We start from the raw sequence: 17,940 nt of genomic DNA on the forward strand, positions 1-17,940 counted from the left end.
CTGCCTACAGGGTCAGTGCCATGCCCAGGGAGTCCGGCGCGGTTTCGCGGAAACCGTGCCGGGCATACAGGCGCCGGCCGGGCGGATCGGCCATCAGCGTGACCCAGGCTCCGGCCGGGGCTTCGGCCCGGATCCGTGCCAGCAGTTCAGTGAGCACACGGTCGCCCAGCCCCTGCCGCTGGTGGCCGGGCAGCACGGCCATATCCGCAATATGGAAATACCAGCCGCCGTCACCGATCACGCGGCCCATGGCGACCGGGGTCCCGGTTGCCGCTTCCACGACGTGGACGGCCAGCCAGCTTCCGGCCAGGGCCGCTTCGGCCTGGTCCGGCCGTTTGGGTGTCAGGCCCGAGTCCGCCGGCATCCGGAGGTAGGCCTCCACGGGAGGAGCGGTATTGAGCAGTCGGTACGGTTCGGCTCTGTCGAGTTCGGAGCGGTGGGGTTCGGAAGTCACAGGTGAATGCTTCCACGCCAGGCGGCGGGGCGGTGTGTGTTACGGCCCCGGCGCGGGCCACAACGACGGCGCGAACCCAGCAACGGTGCGAATCCAACGACGGTGCGAATCTGACGGCGCGGCGAACCCAACGACGGGTGCAAATCTGACGGCGCGGCGAACAACAGCAGCGCCCGGGCATCAGCGCAGCAGCAGGGCCACGGCCAACGCCAGCATCACCACGCCGATGCCCACATCCAGGATCCGCCAGGTCCGGGGACTGTTCAGCGGTTTTGCCAGTGCGCGCGCACCGTAACCCAGGGCGGAGAACCACAGGATGCTGCCGGCCACCGCGCCGGCGGCGAAAACCCACCGGCCACCGGTGCCGTACTGGTTGGCGAGGCTGCCCAGGAACACCACCGTATCGAGATAGACATGCGGATTCAGGTAGGTCAGCGCCAGGGTGGTTCTGACCACGGATCCGCGGGAGCGTGGTGCCTGTGCGCCGAGGGCAGAAGGCTTCAGGGCCGACCGGATGGACCGGATGCCGAACCAGGCCAGATAGGCGGCGCCGCCCCAGCGCAGCAGGTCCAGTGCCTGGGGGAACCTAGAGACCAACGCACCGATTCCTGCCGTGCCGGCCAGGATCAGCACGGCATCACTAAACGCGCAGAGCAGCACCACGGTGCCGATATGTTCCCGCCGGATGCCCTGGCGCAGCACAAAGGCGTTCTGCGCGCCGATGGCCACAATCAATGCCAGACCGGTGACCATGCCGGTTGCCGCTATGCTCCACATGCTTCCACGGTAGCCAGCTGACCGTCTTCAGGCCAACGAATGTTTTGCAGCATGCATTAGATTTGCTTCATGAACCTTGAACACCTCCGGGCGTTGGCCGCCGTCGTCGACGAGGGAACCTTCGAGGCCGCCGCAGACCTGCTGCACATCAGTCCGTCGGCGGTCAGCCAGCGGATCAAGGCGTTGGAAAACTCCGAGGGGCAGATCATGGTCCGCAGGGCCTCTCCATGCACGCCCACGGACGCCGGTGCAGTCCTGCTGCGGATGGCACGGCAGATACAGCTGCTCGAGTCCGAGGCTCGGCACGCCCTCGCCAGCGCGCCGTCGTCCCGCACGACGACGCCGGTGGCCGTGAACGCGGATTCCCTCGCCACGTGGTTTGTCCCGGTTCTTGCCGAAACGGCCGCGTGGACGGACAGCACCCTGGACCTGCAGGTGGAAGACCAGGACCACAGTGCACGGCTGCTGCGCAGGGGAGACGTTATTGCCGCCGTCACCGCAGACCCCAACCCCGTCAACGGGTGCCGGACCGAGCCCTTGGGCGCCATGCGCTACCTTCCCGTGGCCACGCCGGAACTGCAGAGGCGCTTTACCGGGCAGGCAGGGATCAACTGGGAGGCCATGCCGGTGGTCCGCTTCAACTCCAAAGACGATCTGCAGCGCCGCTTCCTGGCGGCACGCGGCGTCGCAGTGGATCCGCCCAGGCACACCATCCCCTCCTCCGAGGCGTTTCTGGCCGCCGTCCGCGCCGGACTGGGGTGGGGCATGCTGCCGGAACTCCAGCTGGGCACGGACCTCGACGACGGGAGGTTGGTGCTCCTGGATGCACACGGACACGAGGACGTCCAATTGTACTGGCAGGCGTGGAAGCTGGACTCGGACCGCCTGCGTCGCATGACCGACGCCATTCGAAGGGCCGGCCGGCAGCTGAGGTAGCGGCGGGCACGAAAGCGCGGTGAGGAAAAGGCCGGTGCACGAAACCCCAATGCAGGAAAGCCCGGTGCAGGATGCTCAGTGCACGAAAAGGCAGAAAGGGTGCCCGTCCGGGTCAAGGAACACCCTTACGTCCTCCTGCGGCTGGTACTCCGCAGCCACGGCACCGCATGCCCGGGCATGTGCGGACGCCCGGTCCAGATCGTCGATCAAAATGTCCAGATGCATCATCATCTGCTGGTTTCCCGGCTCGGAGGGCCACACCGGGCGTACGTAATGTTCGTCGATGTGAAAGGACAAACCTGGCCCGCCTGCCGGGTTTTTCAGCACCACCCAATCCGGCTCCGACTGCACCGTCTCCCATTCCAAAAGCCGCGCATAGAAGGCGGCGAGGGTCCGAGGCTCCGGGGAGCTGATGGTCGTCGCAGACAGCTGAAAACCGCGGGCAGCGTTGGACTTCTGTCCAGGTGTCATACGGAGGATTGTGCCATTCACCGGGACGGGATGGAGGACGTCGCCGAAGCCTGAGCCCTGAACCCCGGCCCTGAGCTCGAGGCCCGACCGCCTGTCCTTAGCCCCGGGCCCGAGGCCGAGGCCCGGCAGCCTGTCCTTCTAGCCCCGGGCCCGAGGCCCGGCGACCTCTCCCGCTAGGGCTCGAGCCCGGAACCCGAGCCCCGGCCACCGCCCCTGTCCTTCTAGCCAGCGGGCAAGGCTGCGTCAGACAAGGGCCGAAACGTCCGTTTTGGGTTTTTACGACCACTTTGCGTTTTTCCGGCGGGTTTAAACCGGTCGAAAACGCTGGAACCGGTCGAAAACGCTGGAACCGGTCGAAAACGCTGGAACCGGTCGGAAAACTGGAAACGGCCGGAAACTCAGGAACTGGTCGGGAAAACTGGAACCGGTCGGGAAAACTGGGGAAGCTAACCCCGCAACGGCTGGCAGTGAGGGCAGTAATACAGGTCCCGCAGCTCCAGTTCGTTATCCCCGAACAGCTCATGGGCCACCTTGGTGCCGCAGCGCAGGCAGCCGCGTTTTTCCCGGTTGTAGACCCAGAGCTGGTCCCGGCCGACAGCGCCGGTGGTGATCCGGCGGGACCGGTTTTTGTTGGCTTCCAGCAGCCGTTTGGACAGGTCCACCATCCGCGGCAGGTCCGGCACCTGGGACACCGGGGTTTTCGGGTGCACACCTGAAAGGAAGCACAGCTCGCACCGGTACACGTTGCCCACCCCGGCCATGATCCGCTGGTCCAGCAGGGCCAGTCCGATGGGTCGTTCCGGCTCGGCCCGCAGCCGGCGCAACGCCTCTTCCGCGTCCCAGTCCGGTCCCAGCAGGTCCGGGCCCAGGTAGCCCACGGCGTCGTCCTCCTCCTTGCGTGGAAGTACGCGCAGGAAGCCCAGGTCGAAGCCCACCACCTGATGCGTGGCCGTCTCCAGCACGGCGCGGGCCTTGAACGCCGGACGGCGCCACTTTTCCCCGCGGGCGTACACGTGCCAGAGGCCCTCCATTTTCAGATGCGAATGCAGGATCCAGCCCTCCACGGGATCCCCGCCCCGGATCAGCAGGTGTTTGCCGCGGGCGACGACGTCCTGCACCGGGTCGCCGGTGAAGTCCACGGAGGCGAACTTGGGGACCCGGAGATCGCACCGGGTAAGCTCCTGACCGGCCAGTGCGGCGTTGAGATCGCGGGCGGCCCGCCAGACGGTATCGCCTTCAGGCACGCCGCCTCCTTTCCGGATTCCGCAGGGAAGTCTCAGACACGGTACCGCAGCCCCTTGGGAGTGGTGTAGAAACCGGCGGCGGTCAATGCCCGAGCTGCCTCAGTGTCCAAGATATCCGCACCGTTGACCTTCTCGATGGCCATTTTCTCCGCCGCACCGCGCCGAATGATCTGGACCAGGGCGGCGGCGGAGAGCTGCAGCAGCTCCGGATCCTCCGTGAAAGTCAGCAGGGTTTTCCCGCCGCGTTCGGCATAGAGGGCCAGGTTGCCGTCCACCAGGACCACCAGCGCGCCGGCCTTGCGGCCGGGCCGGTGCCCGCCGTCCAGCGACGGCCAGGGCAGGGCGGCGCCGAACGGGTTGGCCGGGTCCGTGGCAGCGAGGGCGACGGCGGCGGGTTCGGGGGCTTTGAGCTGGGCGTCTTCGGAGAAGGACCGCAGCCGGTCCACCGTAGCGGGAACGGCAAACTGGGCCGCACCGAGCTGTTCAATGAAGTAGCCGCGCCGGCACCTGCCCATTTCCTCCAGCCGGGCGAGGACCCGGTAGAGCAGGGCGAAGCCGCCCATGGTTCCCTCGCTGGCCACCGAGCCGCGCGTGACCACACCGTAGCGGTCCAGCATCAGCTCGGCGGTGGCGTGCGCATGCAGGGTGGCGTCGGCCTCCACCGGCGGCAGCAGGCTCCAGCGTCCGGCAACCAGCGGCGGGGCATTCCGCAGTGCCGCCGCGGCCGTGCCTCCGGCGGCAAGACGCATTGAACTGCCGGTGAGTGAAGCACCGGGCGCCCGGCCCAGCCGTCCCATGCGCGCGGTGCGTGCCCGCGGGGTGGCAGCCCGCTGTTTATGCGCTGTTTTCCCGCCCGAGAGCAGGGAACGCACCGGCGTGAATGTGTCATTGCTGATCTGTCCCGCCCAGGTGAGTTCCCACAGGGCGGAGACAATATTGGCATCGGTTTCGGCGGGCCCTACCGCTGCGAGGGTATCGCTAAGCTGGCGGAAGAAGTACGCGCCGCCGTTGCCCAGGATTTCCAGCAGCCGCTGGTGCAGGGCACCCGGCTCGAAGTCCGGAGACGGGTTCAGGGTCAGCGGGGCGTTCTCCGCCAGGTGCAAGGCTATCCAGCCGTCGTTGCCGGGCAGGGACCCGTGGCCGGACCAGAGGACCTCGCCGGTGGCGGTCAGCTCATCCAGCATGGCCGGAGCATAGTCCCGCACCCGGGACCCGAGGATCAGCGGCTCCCAGGCCGATGCCGGAATGGGCACGCCGGAGAGCTGGTCAATTACGGTGGCCACGCCGTCGAGCCCGCGCAGCCCGGTTCCCACGTTCTGCCACACGGGAAGGAACCGGCCGTAGGTGGCGGGGTCCACCGGTTCCACCTCGGAACGCAGTGCCGCCAGCGAGCTGCGCCGCAGCCGCCGCAGCACCTCCACGTCACACCATTCGGTGCCGCCCGGGGTGCCCGGGACGGTGACGGTGGCGGCGGGAGTGGAATCCACGCCGTCGTTGGCGTCCAGCAGCAGGGTTTCCGCCGGCCGGAATTCGCCTTCGGCCACCCGGCCTTCGCCCGCCAGCCGCTGCAGGGTGCCGGTCACCACCGCAACACCCAGGCCCAGCCGCGCCGCAGCCTCGGCCGCGGTGAAGGGGCCGTGCGTGCGCGCGTAGCGGCCCACCAGGTCCCCCAGCGGATCCGCCACCGGCTCAATGAAGGCGAACGGAACACCCATGGGCAGCGGAACACCCAGGGCATCGCGCAGCCGGGCGGCGTCTTCAATGGCGGCGTACCGGGTGGTACCGGCCATGCCGATCTTCAGGGCACGATTGGCGCGGACCAGTGCCTCCAGCAGCTCCTCGGCGTAGTCCTGGGATGCCGGTTCGGGGGTGCTGCCTTCCGGGCCGGGTTCCGCAGGCTGCAGCCGGGCAGCCACCTCGGGAACGGACAGCGGACCGAGCAGGCGCAGCAGGTCGGCCACGCCTTCCAATCCGCGGACCTTGCGGTCCGGAGCCAGGCGCTGCAGCTCCTGCTCGATCCGGTGAATGATCCGTGCGTCCAGCAGTTCGCGCAGCTCGGCCCGGCCCAGCAGCTCATTGAGCAGCGTCGGGTCCAGGGACAGGGCGGCGGCCCGGCGTTCGGCCAGCGGGGAGTCACCCTCGTAGAGGAAGGCGCCAACATAGCCGAAGAGCAGGGACCGGGCGAAAGGGGACGGCGAGGGGGTGGTGGTTTCCACCAGCCGGATCTCACGCCGCTCGATCCCGGCCGCAATGTCTTTCAAAGCCGGCAGATCGTAGACGTCCTGCAGGCATTCGCGCACGGTTTCAAGCACGATGGGAAAAGTCGGGTACTTCTTGGCGACATCCAGCAGCTGGGCGGAACGCTGCCGCTGCTGCCAGAGCGGGGTCCGCTTGGACGGGTTCTGCCGCGGCAGCAGCAGGGCGCGCGCCGCGCATTCGCGGAAACGCGAGGCGAACAGGGCGGACCCGCCCACCTCGGCGGTGACAATGGAGTCGAGTTCCTCGGGATCGAAAAGGAACAGCTCGGCGCCGGGCGGTTCATCCTCCATCAGCGGTACCCGCAGCACAATGCCGTCATCGGAGGCCATCGCCGAGCCGTCCAGCCCGTACTTCGCATGCAGCCGGGCCCCCACTGCCAGTGCCCAGGGCGCGTGGACCGGCATGCCATACGGGCTGTGCAGGACCACCCGCCAGTCGCCGAGCTCATCGTGGAAGCGTTCCACCACCAGGGATTTATCGTTGGGCACCACGTCCGTGGCCTGCTGCTGTTCGCGCAGGTAGGTGATCAGGTTTCCTGCGGCCCACTCGTCCAGCCCGACGGCGGCCAGCCGTTCGCCGGCAGCGGCGTCCTCCGAGCCGGCCATTTCCCGAACAAAGGCGCCCAGGGCACGGCCGAGTTCCACCGGCCGGCCCAGGGAGTCCCCGCGCCAGAACGGCAGCTTGCCGGGCTGGCCGAACGCGGGGGAGACCAGCACCCGGTCATGGGTGATGTCCTCTATCCGCCAGCTGGTGGCACCAAGCGCGAAAACGTCTCCCACCCGGGACTCATAGACCATCTCCTCATCGAGTTCCCCGACCCGGCGGCTGTTTTTGCCTTCGGAATCACCCACCAGATAGACGCCGAAGAGCCCGCGGTCCGGGATGGTGCCGCCGGAAGTCACCGCCAGCCGCTGGGCACCGGGCCGGCCGGTGATGGTCCCTTCGGTGCGGTCCCACACAATCCGCGGGCGCAGCTCGGCGAACTCGTCCGAGGGATAACGGCCGGAGAGCAGATCCAGGGTGGCGTCGAACGCGGAGCGCGGAAGGCCGGCGAACGGAGCGGACCGGCGGACGACGTCGAACCATTCCTCCACATCAATGGAACCCAGGGCGCAGGCCGCCACGGTCTGCTGCGCCAGGATATCCAGCGGGTTGGCCGGGATGGCCAGCGGCTCGATCTGGCCGGCCAGCATCCGCTCGGCGGTGACGGCGGAATTCAGCAGGTCCCCGCGGTGCTTGGGGAACATCACGCCCTGCGAGATTTCCCCGACCTGGTGTCCGGCCCGGCCCACGCGCTGCAGTCCGCTGGCCACGGACGGCGGGGATTCCACCTGTACCACCAGGTCCACAGCGCCCATATCGATGCCCAGTTCCAGCGAGCTGGTGGCCACCACACAGCGCAGCCGCCCGGATTTCAGGTCATCCTCGATCAGGGCACGCTGGTCCTTGGACACCGAGCCGTGGTGGGCGCGGGCGAGGAGGGGTCCGTCGTCGTCGACCGCCAGGTCCTCGCGGCGCAGGACCGAGACCCCGGCCTGGGCCATGATCTGGGCCGGCGGACGGGAGGTTCCTGTACTCGGAGCGGGCGCGGCGTCGTCGGTCCCGGTGGCCGCGGCGGCTGCCTCCAGCCGGTAGGCGTGGATCTCGTTCAGGCGTGCGGTCAGCCGTTCGGCAAGCCTGCGGGAATTGGCAAACACAATGGTGGAGCGGTTGGCTTCAATGAGGTCGACAATCTTCTCCTCCACATGCGGCCAGATGCTCGCCTGCGGAGCGTAGCCGCCCTCCACGGTGTCCTCGACCGCCGGAGCGCCGCCCAGGTCCGACATATCCTCCACCGGAACCGTGACCGTGAGGTTCCAGTTCTTCTTCGACTCCGGCGCCACGATCCGCACCGGCGCATTGCCGCCCAGGAAGCGGGCCACGGTTTCATGCGGTTCCACGGTGGCGGAGAGCCCGATCCGCTGCACCGGCTTCTCCAGCATCGCGTCCAGCCGGGCCAGAGTCACAGCCAGGTGTGCGCCGCGCTTGGTGCCGGCCACTGCGTGGACCTCATCCACAATGACGGTTTCCACCTCGGCGAGGGTTTCCCTGGCCTGCGAGGTCAGCATCAGGAACAGGGACTCCGGCGTGGTGATCAGGATGTCCGGCGGCCGGGTCAGCAGGGCGCGGCGCTCATTCTGCGGGGTATCGCCGGAGCGTACGCCCACGGTGATGGACGGCGCCGGCAGGCCGAGCCGTTTGGCGGTCTGCGTAATGCCGATCAGCGGGGCCCGCAGGTTGCGCTCCACGTCCACGCCCAGGGCCTTCAGCGGCGAAATGTACAGCACCTTGGTTTTGCGTTTGGGTTCCTTGGCGCGCCGGGACCCGGAGACCTTGGTCTCGGCAGGCAGGGAAATGTCCAGGGTGGGATCTGTGTCCTGCGCCGCGGCGGCAATGAAGCTGTCCAGCGCCCAGAGGAACGCGGCCAGGGTTTTGCCGGATCCGGTAGGGGCAACCACCAGGGCGTTGGCCCCTTCGGACACGGCGTCCCACGCGCCCAGCTGTGCCGGGGTGGGCGCGGCGAAGGCACCCTCGAACCACTCCCGGGTGGCTGGGGTGAACTTGCCGAGTACGGACCGGGCCTGCCGGGATAGGGCCGGCACCGGGGACGCCGATGTCATGCCACCATTCTTCCCCACCGCGCCGACAGTTTCCCTGCCGCTGCCGCGGGTTTGGCTGCAGGCCGAATATCAGCGGGCCTGCAGTGCCCCTACCAGCAGCAGTTCAATGTCCTCGTTCAGGCACCCGGTGGAGGGGTAGGCGACGGTCAGGGACGTAGTGTCCTCCGGCGGGTAGACCAGCAGGGAGGCTGTGTCCTGCACCTGGCAGTCGCCGTATTTCTGGGCCACGGTTTCACGCAGTTCCCCAGTGGCGGACTGGCCGGGCTGCAGTGTCACGGGGACCGCAACACCGTCGATCCGACCGGCCGCAGCCCCGACCTGCTGGCCCGCAGCATCAAGGTAGGAGACGCCGGGGTAGCCCGTCATGGTGCAGGCGCCCCCGCCGGACGTATTGGTCAGCACCAGGGCACGGGACACCCCGCCGGCCGACGCGCCGCCGGGAATGTCTTCCACCCTTCCGCTGAGCATGTCAGCGGTGCACAGCGCCGGTCCGGCGGCCGCCGCGCTCGTGCTTGCTTCGGCGGCAGGGGCAGTCGGGGACGCGGAGGTGGAGGGTGCCGCTGAGGAGGCGGTGGCAGCGGCCGACGGCGTGGAGGAGCCGGCGTCCTCATCGTCCCGGGCACCGCAGCCGGCCAGGGCCGATCCGGAAAGGGTGAGGAGGACCAGCAGGGCAAGGGTCCTGCGTGCGGGGGTTGCTGCGGTGCGTGAGACGGCGGTTCGGGTGTTCATGGTCTCACCCTGTCCCGGCGTCGGGGGCGCGTCAATCCGCCCCGCTGGGCGGGGCAGAAAGACACACAACCGTTACGGGCATGCGAGGCCGTCGGGCGGTCTGCTGACAATTACGGAACGCCCAGGCCGGACTCCACCGCGGCGGCCAGCGCTGCCCGGCGCCTCTGATGGACATGGGCGGGATCCCCGCCGTCGGCGACAGCGGTGATTGACGCCTGGGCCCAAGTGGAGGCCATTGAAATCAGGAGCGACCAGACATCCGCCGCCTCGAGATCCGAACGGATCCTCCCCGTTTGCTGCTCCTGCTCGATCTCGCGCAGATGTGCCGCATCATTCTCCTGCAGTCCGGGGTATAGATAGCCCGCGGATTCACGTTCAAGGCGCTTCCAGGCAATCAGCCGGACGAGCGCCGGATCCGCGACATAGTCGTCATACAGGCGCACCGCATAACCGGCAAGGTCATGCGCAGTGAACGGAACCCGGTTGCTGTTGGCTAGCACGTGCGAGGTGAATACTGCCTCGAACAGTTGCTCCTTGGAGCCGAAATAGGCGTACAGCATGGGCTTGCTGGCCCCGGACGCGGCGGCGATCCGGTCTACCCGGGCTCCGGCGATGCCCCGGACCGCAAATTCCTCGGTGGCTGCATGGAGTATGCGGCGGCGGGTTTCCTCGGCGTTTGGCATGGGAAAAGTATATCTTTACTACCAACTAGTAGGTAGTGTCTCCCGGTATGGAAACCATTGCCCTTCAGTCCTTAACCACCGGCGGTCCTCTGGAGACCGCAGTAATCCGGCGGCGTCCGTTGCGCGACGACGATGTGGATATTCGGATTGCTTTCTGCGGGATCTGCCATACAGATCTTCACGCCCTGCATACGGGTGTCGGGGGCGCCTTTCCGCTGGTGCCGGGACACGAGTTCATCGGGGAAGTTGTGGCGGTTGGTCCCGCCGTGACGCGGTTCGCGCCGGGGGACGGGGTGGCAGTAGGCAATATCGTTGACTCCTGCGGGGCCTGCAGGATGTGCCGGGCCGGGCAGGAGAACTTCTGCGAGGAATTTCCGACTTTGACGTACGGCGGGAAGGACCGCGTGGACGGGAGCCTGACCGCGGGCGGGTATGCCGGGCGGTACGTGGCCCGGGAAGACTTCGTTTATGCCCTGCCCGACGGACTCGACCCAGCCGGTGCTGCGCCGCTGATGTGCGCCGGGGTGACCGTGTGGGAGCCGCTTCGGGCAGCCGGCGTTGGGCCCGGCACCAGACTCGGTGTCGTCGGACTGGGCGGCCTCGGGCACCTCTCCGTACGGCTGGGCCGGGCGCTCGGAGCAGAGGTCACGGTCTTTACCACCACCCGCGCCAAGGCTTCAGACGCCCGGGCCCTGGGCGCCGGGCAGGTAATAGTTTCAACCGATGCGCGGGCCATGCAGGAGAGCCGCGGCACTCTCGACGTTGTCCTGGATACGGTGGCTGTTGAGCATGACCTGGCGCCGTACCTGAGGGCACTGGATCTCGACGGCATCCTGTATTCCCTCGGCTATCTCGGCTCATTCACCCTGGCCACCACGGATCTACTGATCGGGCGGAAGCGGCTGGCGTCCGCGGGAAGCGGGGGACACCGGCGCACGCAGGAGTTATTGGATTTCTGTGCCCGGCACGGCATTGTTGCCGACGTTGAGACTCTTCCGTGGAAGGAGGCGAACCTCGCCTTGGAGAGGCTGGGACGGAACGATGTCCGCTACCGTTTCGTGCTGGACCTCCGCGGCATAGATGAAGGCCTGGCGGGCACAGCCGAATAGCAGTGAGGCCCGTCCCTGCTTGGAGCTGGGACGGGCCTCAATGTGAAGAAACCTGGGAAAGGAGTGGCTAGCCCCGGGCGCGGCCCCGGGTGCGGATCAGTGCGGTGACGCCGGCGGCCAGACCCAGCAGCCCGGCACCGAGTCCGGTGTAACCGGCCACCTGGGCGGCCTCAACACCGTCGTCATCGTCGCGGTCGGAGTCATCCTCAGTCCCGGAGGACGCCGATGCCGGGTTGCCGTGGCTGTCCGTGGAACCGCCGTCGTGGCCGTGCCCGTCATCGTCCGCCTCGGTGATGGTGACCACCGGGGCGGGGGAGTCCAGGTCGTGGCCGGACTGCCCCTCCGCGGGCACCTGCGCCCAATCGGTTTCGCCCTCGGTGCAGGTCTGCAGGACGGGGAAAGCCAGGGTGGCGCCCTCATCCTCCGGCAGCGTGACGCTGAGCGTAAAGGTGTCCCGCACGCCGTCGGCCAACGGGTCCTGGGCGGTGTACACCACGGCGCTGGTGCGCGTGCTGACCTGTGAGCCGTTGGGCAGGGTCCGGGGTTCGGAGAGTTCCTCGGTGACCTTTTTGACGTCCCAGCCGGCGTGCGCGGTGGGGGTGGCATCCGTCAGCTCATCGGGAAGCGTGAAGGTCAGGGCCGTGGTGGGGGAGCCTTCGCAGCCGTGCGAGAGGTCAAAGGTGAGCAGGGCCGTGTCGCCGGCGCCCGTGGTGTCCGGAGTGACGTGGACGTGGGCAGCGGCAGAGCCGAGGCCCAGGGTCATCAGGGCGGCGGTGCCGCCGGCGGCAAGCAGGGCAGAGGTGCGGGTACGCATGGGTAAGCCTTTCAATGGCGCGCAGGGGCGCCGGGAGCCGCAGATTGCGGCAAGGGATAAGGAAAAGGGTTTAGGCCAAGGCGTACGACGGCGGTCCGCGCACCGGGCGGGCGGGGCAGTGCCGGGAGCGGGCCCGGCCGGGCGTCGGTGCAGGAACGGCCGCGGGGCGGACGATCCGGAAGGTGTGGGGTGCCGGAGCGGTGAACAGCGGGCGCAGCCAGGCCGCAGCTGCGTGCAGCGCATCTTCGCCGCGGGCCAGTGCCAGAGTTGTGAGGACCACTGCCGCAAGGTGCGCCAGGAACAGGGCGGGGCCGGCGTCGTGCAGGCCGTGCCCGGCAGCCGCAGGTACGGCAGCCGGCAGGCAGTCCAGCACCGCGCCATGGTGGCCGCCGTGCCCGGGTCCGGGAGTGCAGGAGACGGGATTGGCCGGCGTGAGCAGGGCGAAGGCCTGGTGCAGGCCAAGCTGGGCGGCGCCGAGCACCAGGAACAGGCGTCCCGGACGGAACCGGTGCCCCGCCGTGGCTGTGACGCCCGCGAGCGTAAATGCGGCGAGGGCGAACATAAGGACGGGCGCCGGAAGCGTTCCGCCCGCTGCCGTGTGTGCGCCTACGGCCAGGGCGAGGATCACTGCGGTGGCGGCTGCGGCACGCAGCAGCCGGAAGGGGTCAGTGCGCTGGGGCATGGCTCCCTTTCCGGTCCTGCCGGCTGCGGCGCAGGGCCAGCCGGACTGCTAAAAAACTGCCCCCAGTTTACCCCGGTCCGCTGCCCGGTCCGGCCGGATGTGAGGCGTGCCTATTCGTGGTGGTACGGGCGGCCGCCGGCAATCTCCTGCGCCCGGTAGACCTGCTCGGCCAGGATCAGCCGGACCAGCTGATGCGGGAAGACCAGCGGGGAGAGGGACCAGACGAAATCCGCCCGGTCATGCACGCTCTGGTCCACTCCGTACGCTCCGCCGATGATCAGCGTGACGTTGCGGGAGGAATCCAGCGGTTTCTGCAGGGTCTTTGCCAAGGCGGGGGAAGTGATGGCCTTGCCGCGTTCATCGAGCAGGATCACATAATCGGAGCCGACCTTGGCCAGCAGCCGCTCGGATTCCTCCTTCCGGGCTGCGTCACCCTCCCGGGCCGAATGTGGAATGGGCACCCACGTCAGGTCGAAGGGCTTCTTCAGCCTCTTCTCGTACCGGCGGATTCCGTCCACCACCCAGTCCTCGTGCTTGCGGCCCACCATTAGAACTCTTAATGCCATAAACCCATTCAAGCCCGGAACCGGCGCCGGAAGGTAACCGGCGGAACCAACCGCCGGTATGTCCCGGCGGACGGGGATCGGGCCTACACTGCCCAACAAGGTAGCGCGGGCCGGAACCGGCCTGCCGTCGACGGCGGAAGCCAAGGAGGAACAACTATGCGTTCAACGCGTGCTGTGGTGCTGGGTGGCGGCGGGGTGGCCGGTATCGCCTGGGAAATCGGGCTGCTGGCGGAACTGCTGGATCTGGGGGTGGATCTCAACGAGGCGGACCTGGTGTTGGGCACCTCAGCCGGATCAGTGGTGGGAACAGCCCTGCGGTTCGGGCAGGTGCGCGCCGCCGTGGCGGCCCAGGAAGCGTCGCCGGAGGGGACCAGCGGCAGGGACTACCAGGAGCCGGATACGTTCGACGGCGAGCGGTTCATGAACATCATGGGCGCGGCCGGCCAGGGCGGCGGCGGGGAAAAAGCCGCCCGCGCCCGGTTGGGGCGGCTGGCGCTCGCGGCGGATACCGCGCTCACTGAAGAAGCTTGGGTGAACAGCATCCGTACGCTGGTGCCCTACCCCGCGTGGCCCGAAAAAGCGCTGGGGGTTGCCGCCGTAGATGCCGAGGACGGCAGTTTTACCGTTTTTGACGGCAGCTCGGGGACTGACCTGGGGCTGGCGGTCGCGGCCAGCTGCACGGTGCCCACCGTCTGGCCGCCGGTGCACATCGACGGGCGGGTCTACATGGACGGCGGCATGCGCTCGGCAACCAATGCCGATGTTGCTGCCGGTCATGACAAGGTGCTGGTGGTGTCCTGCGGCCTGGAGGCACCGCAGAGCCCGTTCGGACCCACCCTGCCGCAGGCGCTGAAGACCATCTCCAAGGAGGGCAAGTCCTACCTGATCGAGGCGGACGCGCAGGCACTGCAGGCCTTCGGAACCAACATGCTTCTCGGCTCCACACGCAAGCCGTCAGTGGCTGCCGGCAGGCGCCAGGCCAAGGAAATTGCCGACGACGTCCGCCGGTTTTGGGAGGACTGACGCCTAAGGCGGGCTCCGCTACCGGTTGTCGGCGTCGACGTCGGTTTCCAGATCGGAACCCGGTTCGATCACCACGCCGTCTTCGCGCTGTTCAACGCCCGCGCCCTGCGCCTGCCCAGGGTCCGGCGCGCCGGAAGGGTCAGCGGTGCCTGCTGCCGCTGCCTCTTCGCGCTCCTGAATGTGCTTGACCAGGAACTCCAGTTCGTCGCTGTACTGCTGCAGACGGTCGGTGCGGGTCTCGTTGGCCAGAGCGAGCACCAGCTCCGTCTGGCGGTTGCGCAGCTGGGCAAGGGTGGGCTGTGATCCGTTGGTGTCCATGTGCTTCATCCTACAAAGGCAACGGCAGGGCAGGGTGCGTCCCTGCCGAAGGAAGGTGGCCGCAGCTCCCCTAGTTGTCAGCAGAGAGGGAAATGGCCACCCTTAGTAAGTTTGCTTACTACCTCCGGATTGGACTAGGTTTCTGTCACCGGCCTGCGGACCGCCACGTTTGGCGACCCGATCCGATGCGGGCCTGATATGCGGAGGTGAATAGTGTTCTTTCATAAGCAGGAACTACAGTTCAAGGCGACACCGGACAAGCCGGATGCCGTCTACGCGCGCAAACTCCAGGAAGTGCTCGGCGGCCAGTACGGTGAAATCACCGTAGCCATGCAGTACGGCTTCCAGTCCTGGAATTCCCACCTTCCCGGCAAGTACCGGGATCTTCTCTACGGCATTGCCGCTGAAGAAATGGGCCACGTGGAAATGCTGGCCATCATGATCGCCCAGCTGCTCGAAAAGGCACCGCTGGGCATTACCGACGACGCGGTCCAGTCGGATCCGACCATCGCAGCTGTGGTGGGCGGCATGGATGTCCAGCACGCCATTGTGGCCGGGGCGGGCGCCCGTCCCGTGGACAGCAACGGCAACCCGTGGACTGCCGGGTACGTGACTGCTTCCGGCAACCTGCTGGCAGACTTCACGGCCAATGCGAATGCGGAGATGCAGGGCCGCCTGGCCGTGGCCCGGCTCTACCACATGACGGATGACAAGGGTGTGCGGGATCTGCTTTCCTTCCTGCTGGCACGCGACACCATGCACCAGAACCAGTGGACTGCCGCTGCGAAGGAACTGCAGGAAGAGGGCTACGAACTCCTGCCTGTCCCGAGCAACTTCCCGATCAAAAAGGAAGAGCGCGAAGTGTCCTACCAGTACCTGAACTTCTCTGACGGAAAGCATGCCTCCGAGGGCTCCTGGGCCTCAGGTCCCACCCCGGATGGCAAGGGCGAGTTCAGCTACCACGAGGGCCCGACGACGTCGGCACCGATGCCGGACGTCACCCGCCCGGACGCCCGCTACTACGGCACCACCGACGTCCCCAACGTGGTGGAAAAGGTTGCCGGCACGGTTCAGGACAAACTGCACCGCGAGTAGCTCGGCCGTGACGTAAGGGGAAGGGGCCCGAAGGCCGCAGCCTGCAATCCAGGCAGCGGCCTCCGGGCCTCTTTGCGTGCGTCCGGCCGGAACATCGCCGCCCGGCGGGACCTACTCGCCCGAGCTCTCCCGCGAGGTGATGCTGAAGGGTGGGGACTGCAGCTCGGTGAAGTTGCCGACGCTGGCCCTTACGGTGCACTGCGGGGTGATCTGCAGGGCCGTCACGGTGAGCCCGGAGCTGTCCACGGCCAGCGCCCCGCCGCACCCGTCGGAAAAGCGCAGGCCCTTCTCGCCGCCGGTCACTGCGGTAAGCATCTGGGAGGGCCTGCCGGACGCGGGGCTGACGTACAGCGGATTGAGCTCATCGGCGCCTCCGGCCCACACGGGAAGCAGCGTGATTTTCAGCGGGCTGGGCGTCACCACGCGGGCAGGCGTGCGTACTTCCACGCCCATCAGGCGCTGGGCCGGATAGGCTGTGCCTTTCACCTCCGGATCCTGCGCCGCCGCCGTCGTGGCCTCGGATCCGGCACGCAGCCACTCATCGAAGGCCTGCTGGTCAGCCGGGGCCACCGGCACCTCGGCACTGACCTCAACGGACCCGCCGGCCGGGATCTGAAGGTCTGAGAGTTTCCAGCCGCATTCCACGTCGACGCCGGTGATCGAGGCCTGGTTCCGGGTCACCGCAGCGCCCTCCCAAGTAACGGCGGGACAGGTGTCACCTTCGGCGAGCCCCGGGATGATTTCAAGGAAGTCACCTGAGAGTGGAGCTTTCTGCGCCGCGTAGGCGAGGCTCAGCCGGACCTTGCCGCTGGACGGCTCGAAGGATGCACTGCGGGAAATGGTCAGCCCGGTGGGCATCGCGGTTCCCGCGGCCTGCGCGGAGAGACGCTCGGCAGCCACAGCGGTGTCGGCCTTTTTGCCGGACGGCGCCAGGACCACGAACCCGACAACCATCGCGACAAGGAGGAGCACTGCGGTGCCGCCGAGGAGCAGTGCCTTGCGGGTGCGCCAGAACGGCGGCTCCTGCGGCTCTGCGGCTGCGGCGGCCTCGGTCCGGGAAGACAGCTCGCGGCGCGGCAGGGGACGGGCGATGGTGGCGTTGCCGGATTCTCCCAGTTCGGGAACCACGGTGTTGACGCCCTCCGCCGGGGGCGAGGCCAGATCGGTAAGGTCCGCGTCGGAGAACGCTCCCCGGACCAGGGTGGCGGGGCGTTCCACTTCGTCGAATTCCTCGGGCGCCTCGCCGCGCGGCAGGGGTGACTGATCCGCCAGGCGGGGAGCCAGACGACGGAGTTTTGCGGCGGCCTCCGGTGCGGTGGGCCTGCCGGCCGGGTCCTTGGACAGCAGCCCGTCCAGGATTGTCCAGAGCTCATCATCCACGGGGATCCGCGGCGGACGGGAGGACACATGGCGGTACGCAACGCTGAAATCCGGTCCGGGGCCGGCAAAGGGGGTCCGGCCCGCGAGGAGCTCGTAAAGCAGAACCCCCGTGGAGTAGACGTCACCGGCGGGACCGGAGCGGCCGCGGCTGATGAGCTCGGGCGGCATGTACTGCGGTGTGCCGATGAGCCCGGTGGTTTCGCGGATCCGTTCACCCACAACATCGGCAATGCCGAAGTCGGAGACCCGGACATCTCCCGGGGTCCACTGGGGCCAGGGGTTTTCAAGCAGGACGTTGTCCGGCTTGATGTCACGGTGCGTGATGCCATTGGCGTGGGCCGCGGCCAGCGCATCGAAGACTTCGGCCGCCACGGCAAGCGCGTCCGCCGGCCGTAGCGGCCCGACGTCCTTGACCACTTCGCGCAGCGAACCGCCGGCCACGTAATCCATAACGATCGCCAGGCGGGAGCCCTCCACGACCATGTCGCGGACCGTAACAATGTTGGAACCCTGCAGCCCCAGGAGCACCGAACGCTCACGGACAAACCGCTCTACCAGGGAGGGATCATCAGCGTGTTCGGGGCGCAGGATTTTCGCAGCATAAGTCCGGCCGTCGGCGGACGTAACCGTCCAGACCTCGCCGGCAGCACCCGAGCCCACACGCTCGCCGAAGCGGTAGGACGCTCCCAGGGCCTGGCCCGTTTGTGCCAATTGCATGCCTTACTCCCCAACGCTGATGT

At 67.9% G+C, this 17,940-nt stretch carries 16 protein-coding genes; 4 read left to right on the forward strand and 12 right to left on the reverse strand.

Going from position 1 to position 17,940, the window contains the following annotated elements; genetic code table 11:
• Window positions 1-4 precede the first annotated feature (4 nt).
• Window positions 5-454 carry a GNAT family N-acetyltransferase gene (locus AC5RTS_RS08875; RefSeq protein WP_493991703.1) on the reverse strand — a complete coding sequence of 150 codons (450 nt, stop codon included), beginning with the start codon at window positions 452-454 and terminating at the stop codon, window positions 5-7.
• 180 nt (window positions 455-634) lie between these two features.
• Window positions 635-1,231: a LysE/ArgO family amino acid transporter gene (locus AC5RTS_RS08880; protein ID WP_493991704.1), complete on the reverse strand. Its 597-nt coding sequence runs from the start codon at window positions 1,229-1,231 to the stop codon at window positions 635-637.
• Between the two features lie 69 nt (window positions 1,232-1,300).
• Here AC5RTS_RS08880 and AC5RTS_RS08885 point away from each other — a divergent pair, with 69 nt between their 5' ends.
• The gene (locus AC5RTS_RS08885; protein ID WP_493991705.1) at window positions 1,301-2,167 is read left to right on the forward strand and encodes a LysR family transcriptional regulator ArgP; all 867 of its coding nucleotides are present in this window, start codon (window positions 1,301-1,303) and stop codon (window positions 2,165-2,167) included.
• Between the two features lie 75 nt (window positions 2,168-2,242).
• Here the strand turns inward: AC5RTS_RS08885 and AC5RTS_RS08890 are convergent, their stop codons facing one another.
• From AC5RTS_RS08890 to AC5RTS_RS08910, 5 genes are all read right to left on the reverse strand, one after another.
• The gene (locus tag AC5RTS_RS08890; RefSeq protein ID WP_493991706.1) at window positions 2,243-2,638 is read right to left on the reverse strand and encodes a VOC family protein; all 396 of its coding nucleotides are present in this window, start codon (window positions 2,636-2,638) and stop codon (window positions 2,243-2,245) included.
• 446 nt (window positions 2,639-3,084) lie between these two features.
• Window positions 3,085-3,882 (reverse strand): Fpg/Nei family DNA glycosylase, encoded by a 798-nt coding sequence (locus AC5RTS_RS08895; protein ID WP_493991707.1) that lies wholly within the window; start codon window positions 3,880-3,882, stop codon window positions 3,085-3,087.
• A gap of 32 nt (window positions 3,883-3,914) precedes the next feature.
• Window positions 3,915-8,801 (reverse strand): ATP-dependent helicase, encoded by a 4,887-nt coding sequence (locus AC5RTS_RS08900; RefSeq protein ID WP_493991708.1) that lies wholly within the window; start codon window positions 8,799-8,801, stop codon window positions 3,915-3,917.
• Window positions 8,802-8,870: 69 nt separating this feature from the next.
• Window positions 8,871-9,530 (reverse strand): DUF4232 domain-containing protein, encoded by a 660-nt coding sequence (locus AC5RTS_RS08905; protein WP_493991709.1) that lies wholly within the window; start codon window positions 9,528-9,530, stop codon window positions 8,871-8,873.
• Between the two features lie 110 nt (window positions 9,531-9,640).
• Window positions 9,641-10,213 (reverse strand): TetR/AcrR family transcriptional regulator, encoded by a 573-nt coding sequence (locus tag AC5RTS_RS08910; protein ID WP_493991710.1) that lies wholly within the window; start codon window positions 10,211-10,213, stop codon window positions 9,641-9,643.
• 47 nt (window positions 10,214-10,260) lie between these two features.
• On the opposite strand from AC5RTS_RS08910, the gene AC5RTS_RS08915 reads away from it, so the two are divergent.
• Window positions 10,261-11,322: an NAD(P)-dependent alcohol dehydrogenase gene (locus tag AC5RTS_RS08915; protein WP_493991711.1), complete on the forward strand. Its 1,062-nt coding sequence runs from the start codon at window positions 10,261-10,263 to the stop codon at window positions 11,320-11,322.
• A 67-nt stretch (window positions 11,323-11,389) separates the two neighbouring features.
• On the opposite strand, the gene AC5RTS_RS08920 is transcribed toward AC5RTS_RS08915, so the two are convergent.
• The 3 genes from AC5RTS_RS08920 to AC5RTS_RS08930 all read right to left on the reverse strand — a co-directional run bounded on the left by AC5RTS_RS08920 (window position 11,390) and on the right by AC5RTS_RS08930 (window position 13,384).
• Complete coding sequence (locus tag AC5RTS_RS08920; RefSeq protein ID WP_493991712.1) at window positions 11,390-12,136, reverse strand: YcnI family copper-binding membrane protein; 747 nt, start codon at window positions 12,134-12,136, stop codon at window positions 11,390-11,392.
• Between the two features lie 70 nt (window positions 12,137-12,206).
• Window positions 12,207-12,818 (reverse strand): hypothetical protein, encoded by a 612-nt coding sequence (locus tag AC5RTS_RS08925; RefSeq protein ID WP_493991713.1) that lies wholly within the window; start codon window positions 12,816-12,818, stop codon window positions 12,207-12,209.
• 110 nt (window positions 12,819-12,928) lie between these two features.
• Window positions 12,929-13,384 carry a 23S rRNA (pseudouridine(1915)-N(3))-methyltransferase RlmH gene (locus AC5RTS_RS08930; protein WP_229960300.1) on the reverse strand — a complete coding sequence of 152 codons (456 nt, stop codon included), beginning with the start codon at window positions 13,382-13,384 and terminating at the stop codon, window positions 12,929-12,931.
• Between the two features lie 156 nt (window positions 13,385-13,540).
• Here AC5RTS_RS08930 and AC5RTS_RS08935 point away from each other — a divergent pair, with 156 nt between their 5' ends.
• On the forward strand, window positions 13,541-14,407 hold the full coding sequence (locus AC5RTS_RS08935; protein ID WP_493991714.1) for a patatin-like phospholipase family protein: 867 nt from the start codon (window positions 13,541-13,543) through the stop codon (window positions 14,405-14,407).
• An 18-nt stretch (window positions 14,408-14,425) separates the two neighbouring features.
• Here AC5RTS_RS08935 and AC5RTS_RS08940 read toward each other — a convergent pair whose 3' ends face one another.
• Window positions 14,426-14,725 carry a hypothetical protein gene (locus tag AC5RTS_RS08940; RefSeq protein ID WP_493991715.1) on the reverse strand — a complete coding sequence of 100 codons (300 nt, stop codon included), beginning with the start codon at window positions 14,723-14,725 and terminating at the stop codon, window positions 14,426-14,428.
• 213 nt (window positions 14,726-14,938) lie between these two features.
• On the opposite strand from AC5RTS_RS08940, the gene AC5RTS_RS08945 reads away from it, so the two are divergent.
• Window positions 14,939-15,820, forward strand: coding sequence for a manganese catalase (locus AC5RTS_RS08945; protein WP_493991716.1), 882 nt, complete (start codon window positions 14,939-14,941; stop codon window positions 15,818-15,820).
• 111 nt (window positions 15,821-15,931) lie between these two features.
• Here the strand turns inward: AC5RTS_RS08945 and AC5RTS_RS08950 are convergent, their stop codons facing one another.
• Entirely contained in the window at window positions 15,932-17,917 is a 1,986-nt protein-coding gene (locus AC5RTS_RS08950; RefSeq protein ID WP_493991717.1) for a serine/threonine-protein kinase, read from the reverse strand.
• Between the last annotated feature and the right edge of the window lie 23 nt (window positions 17,918-17,940).

It is taken from the genome of Arthrobacter sp. MDT1-49-2, from assembly GCF_059090185.1.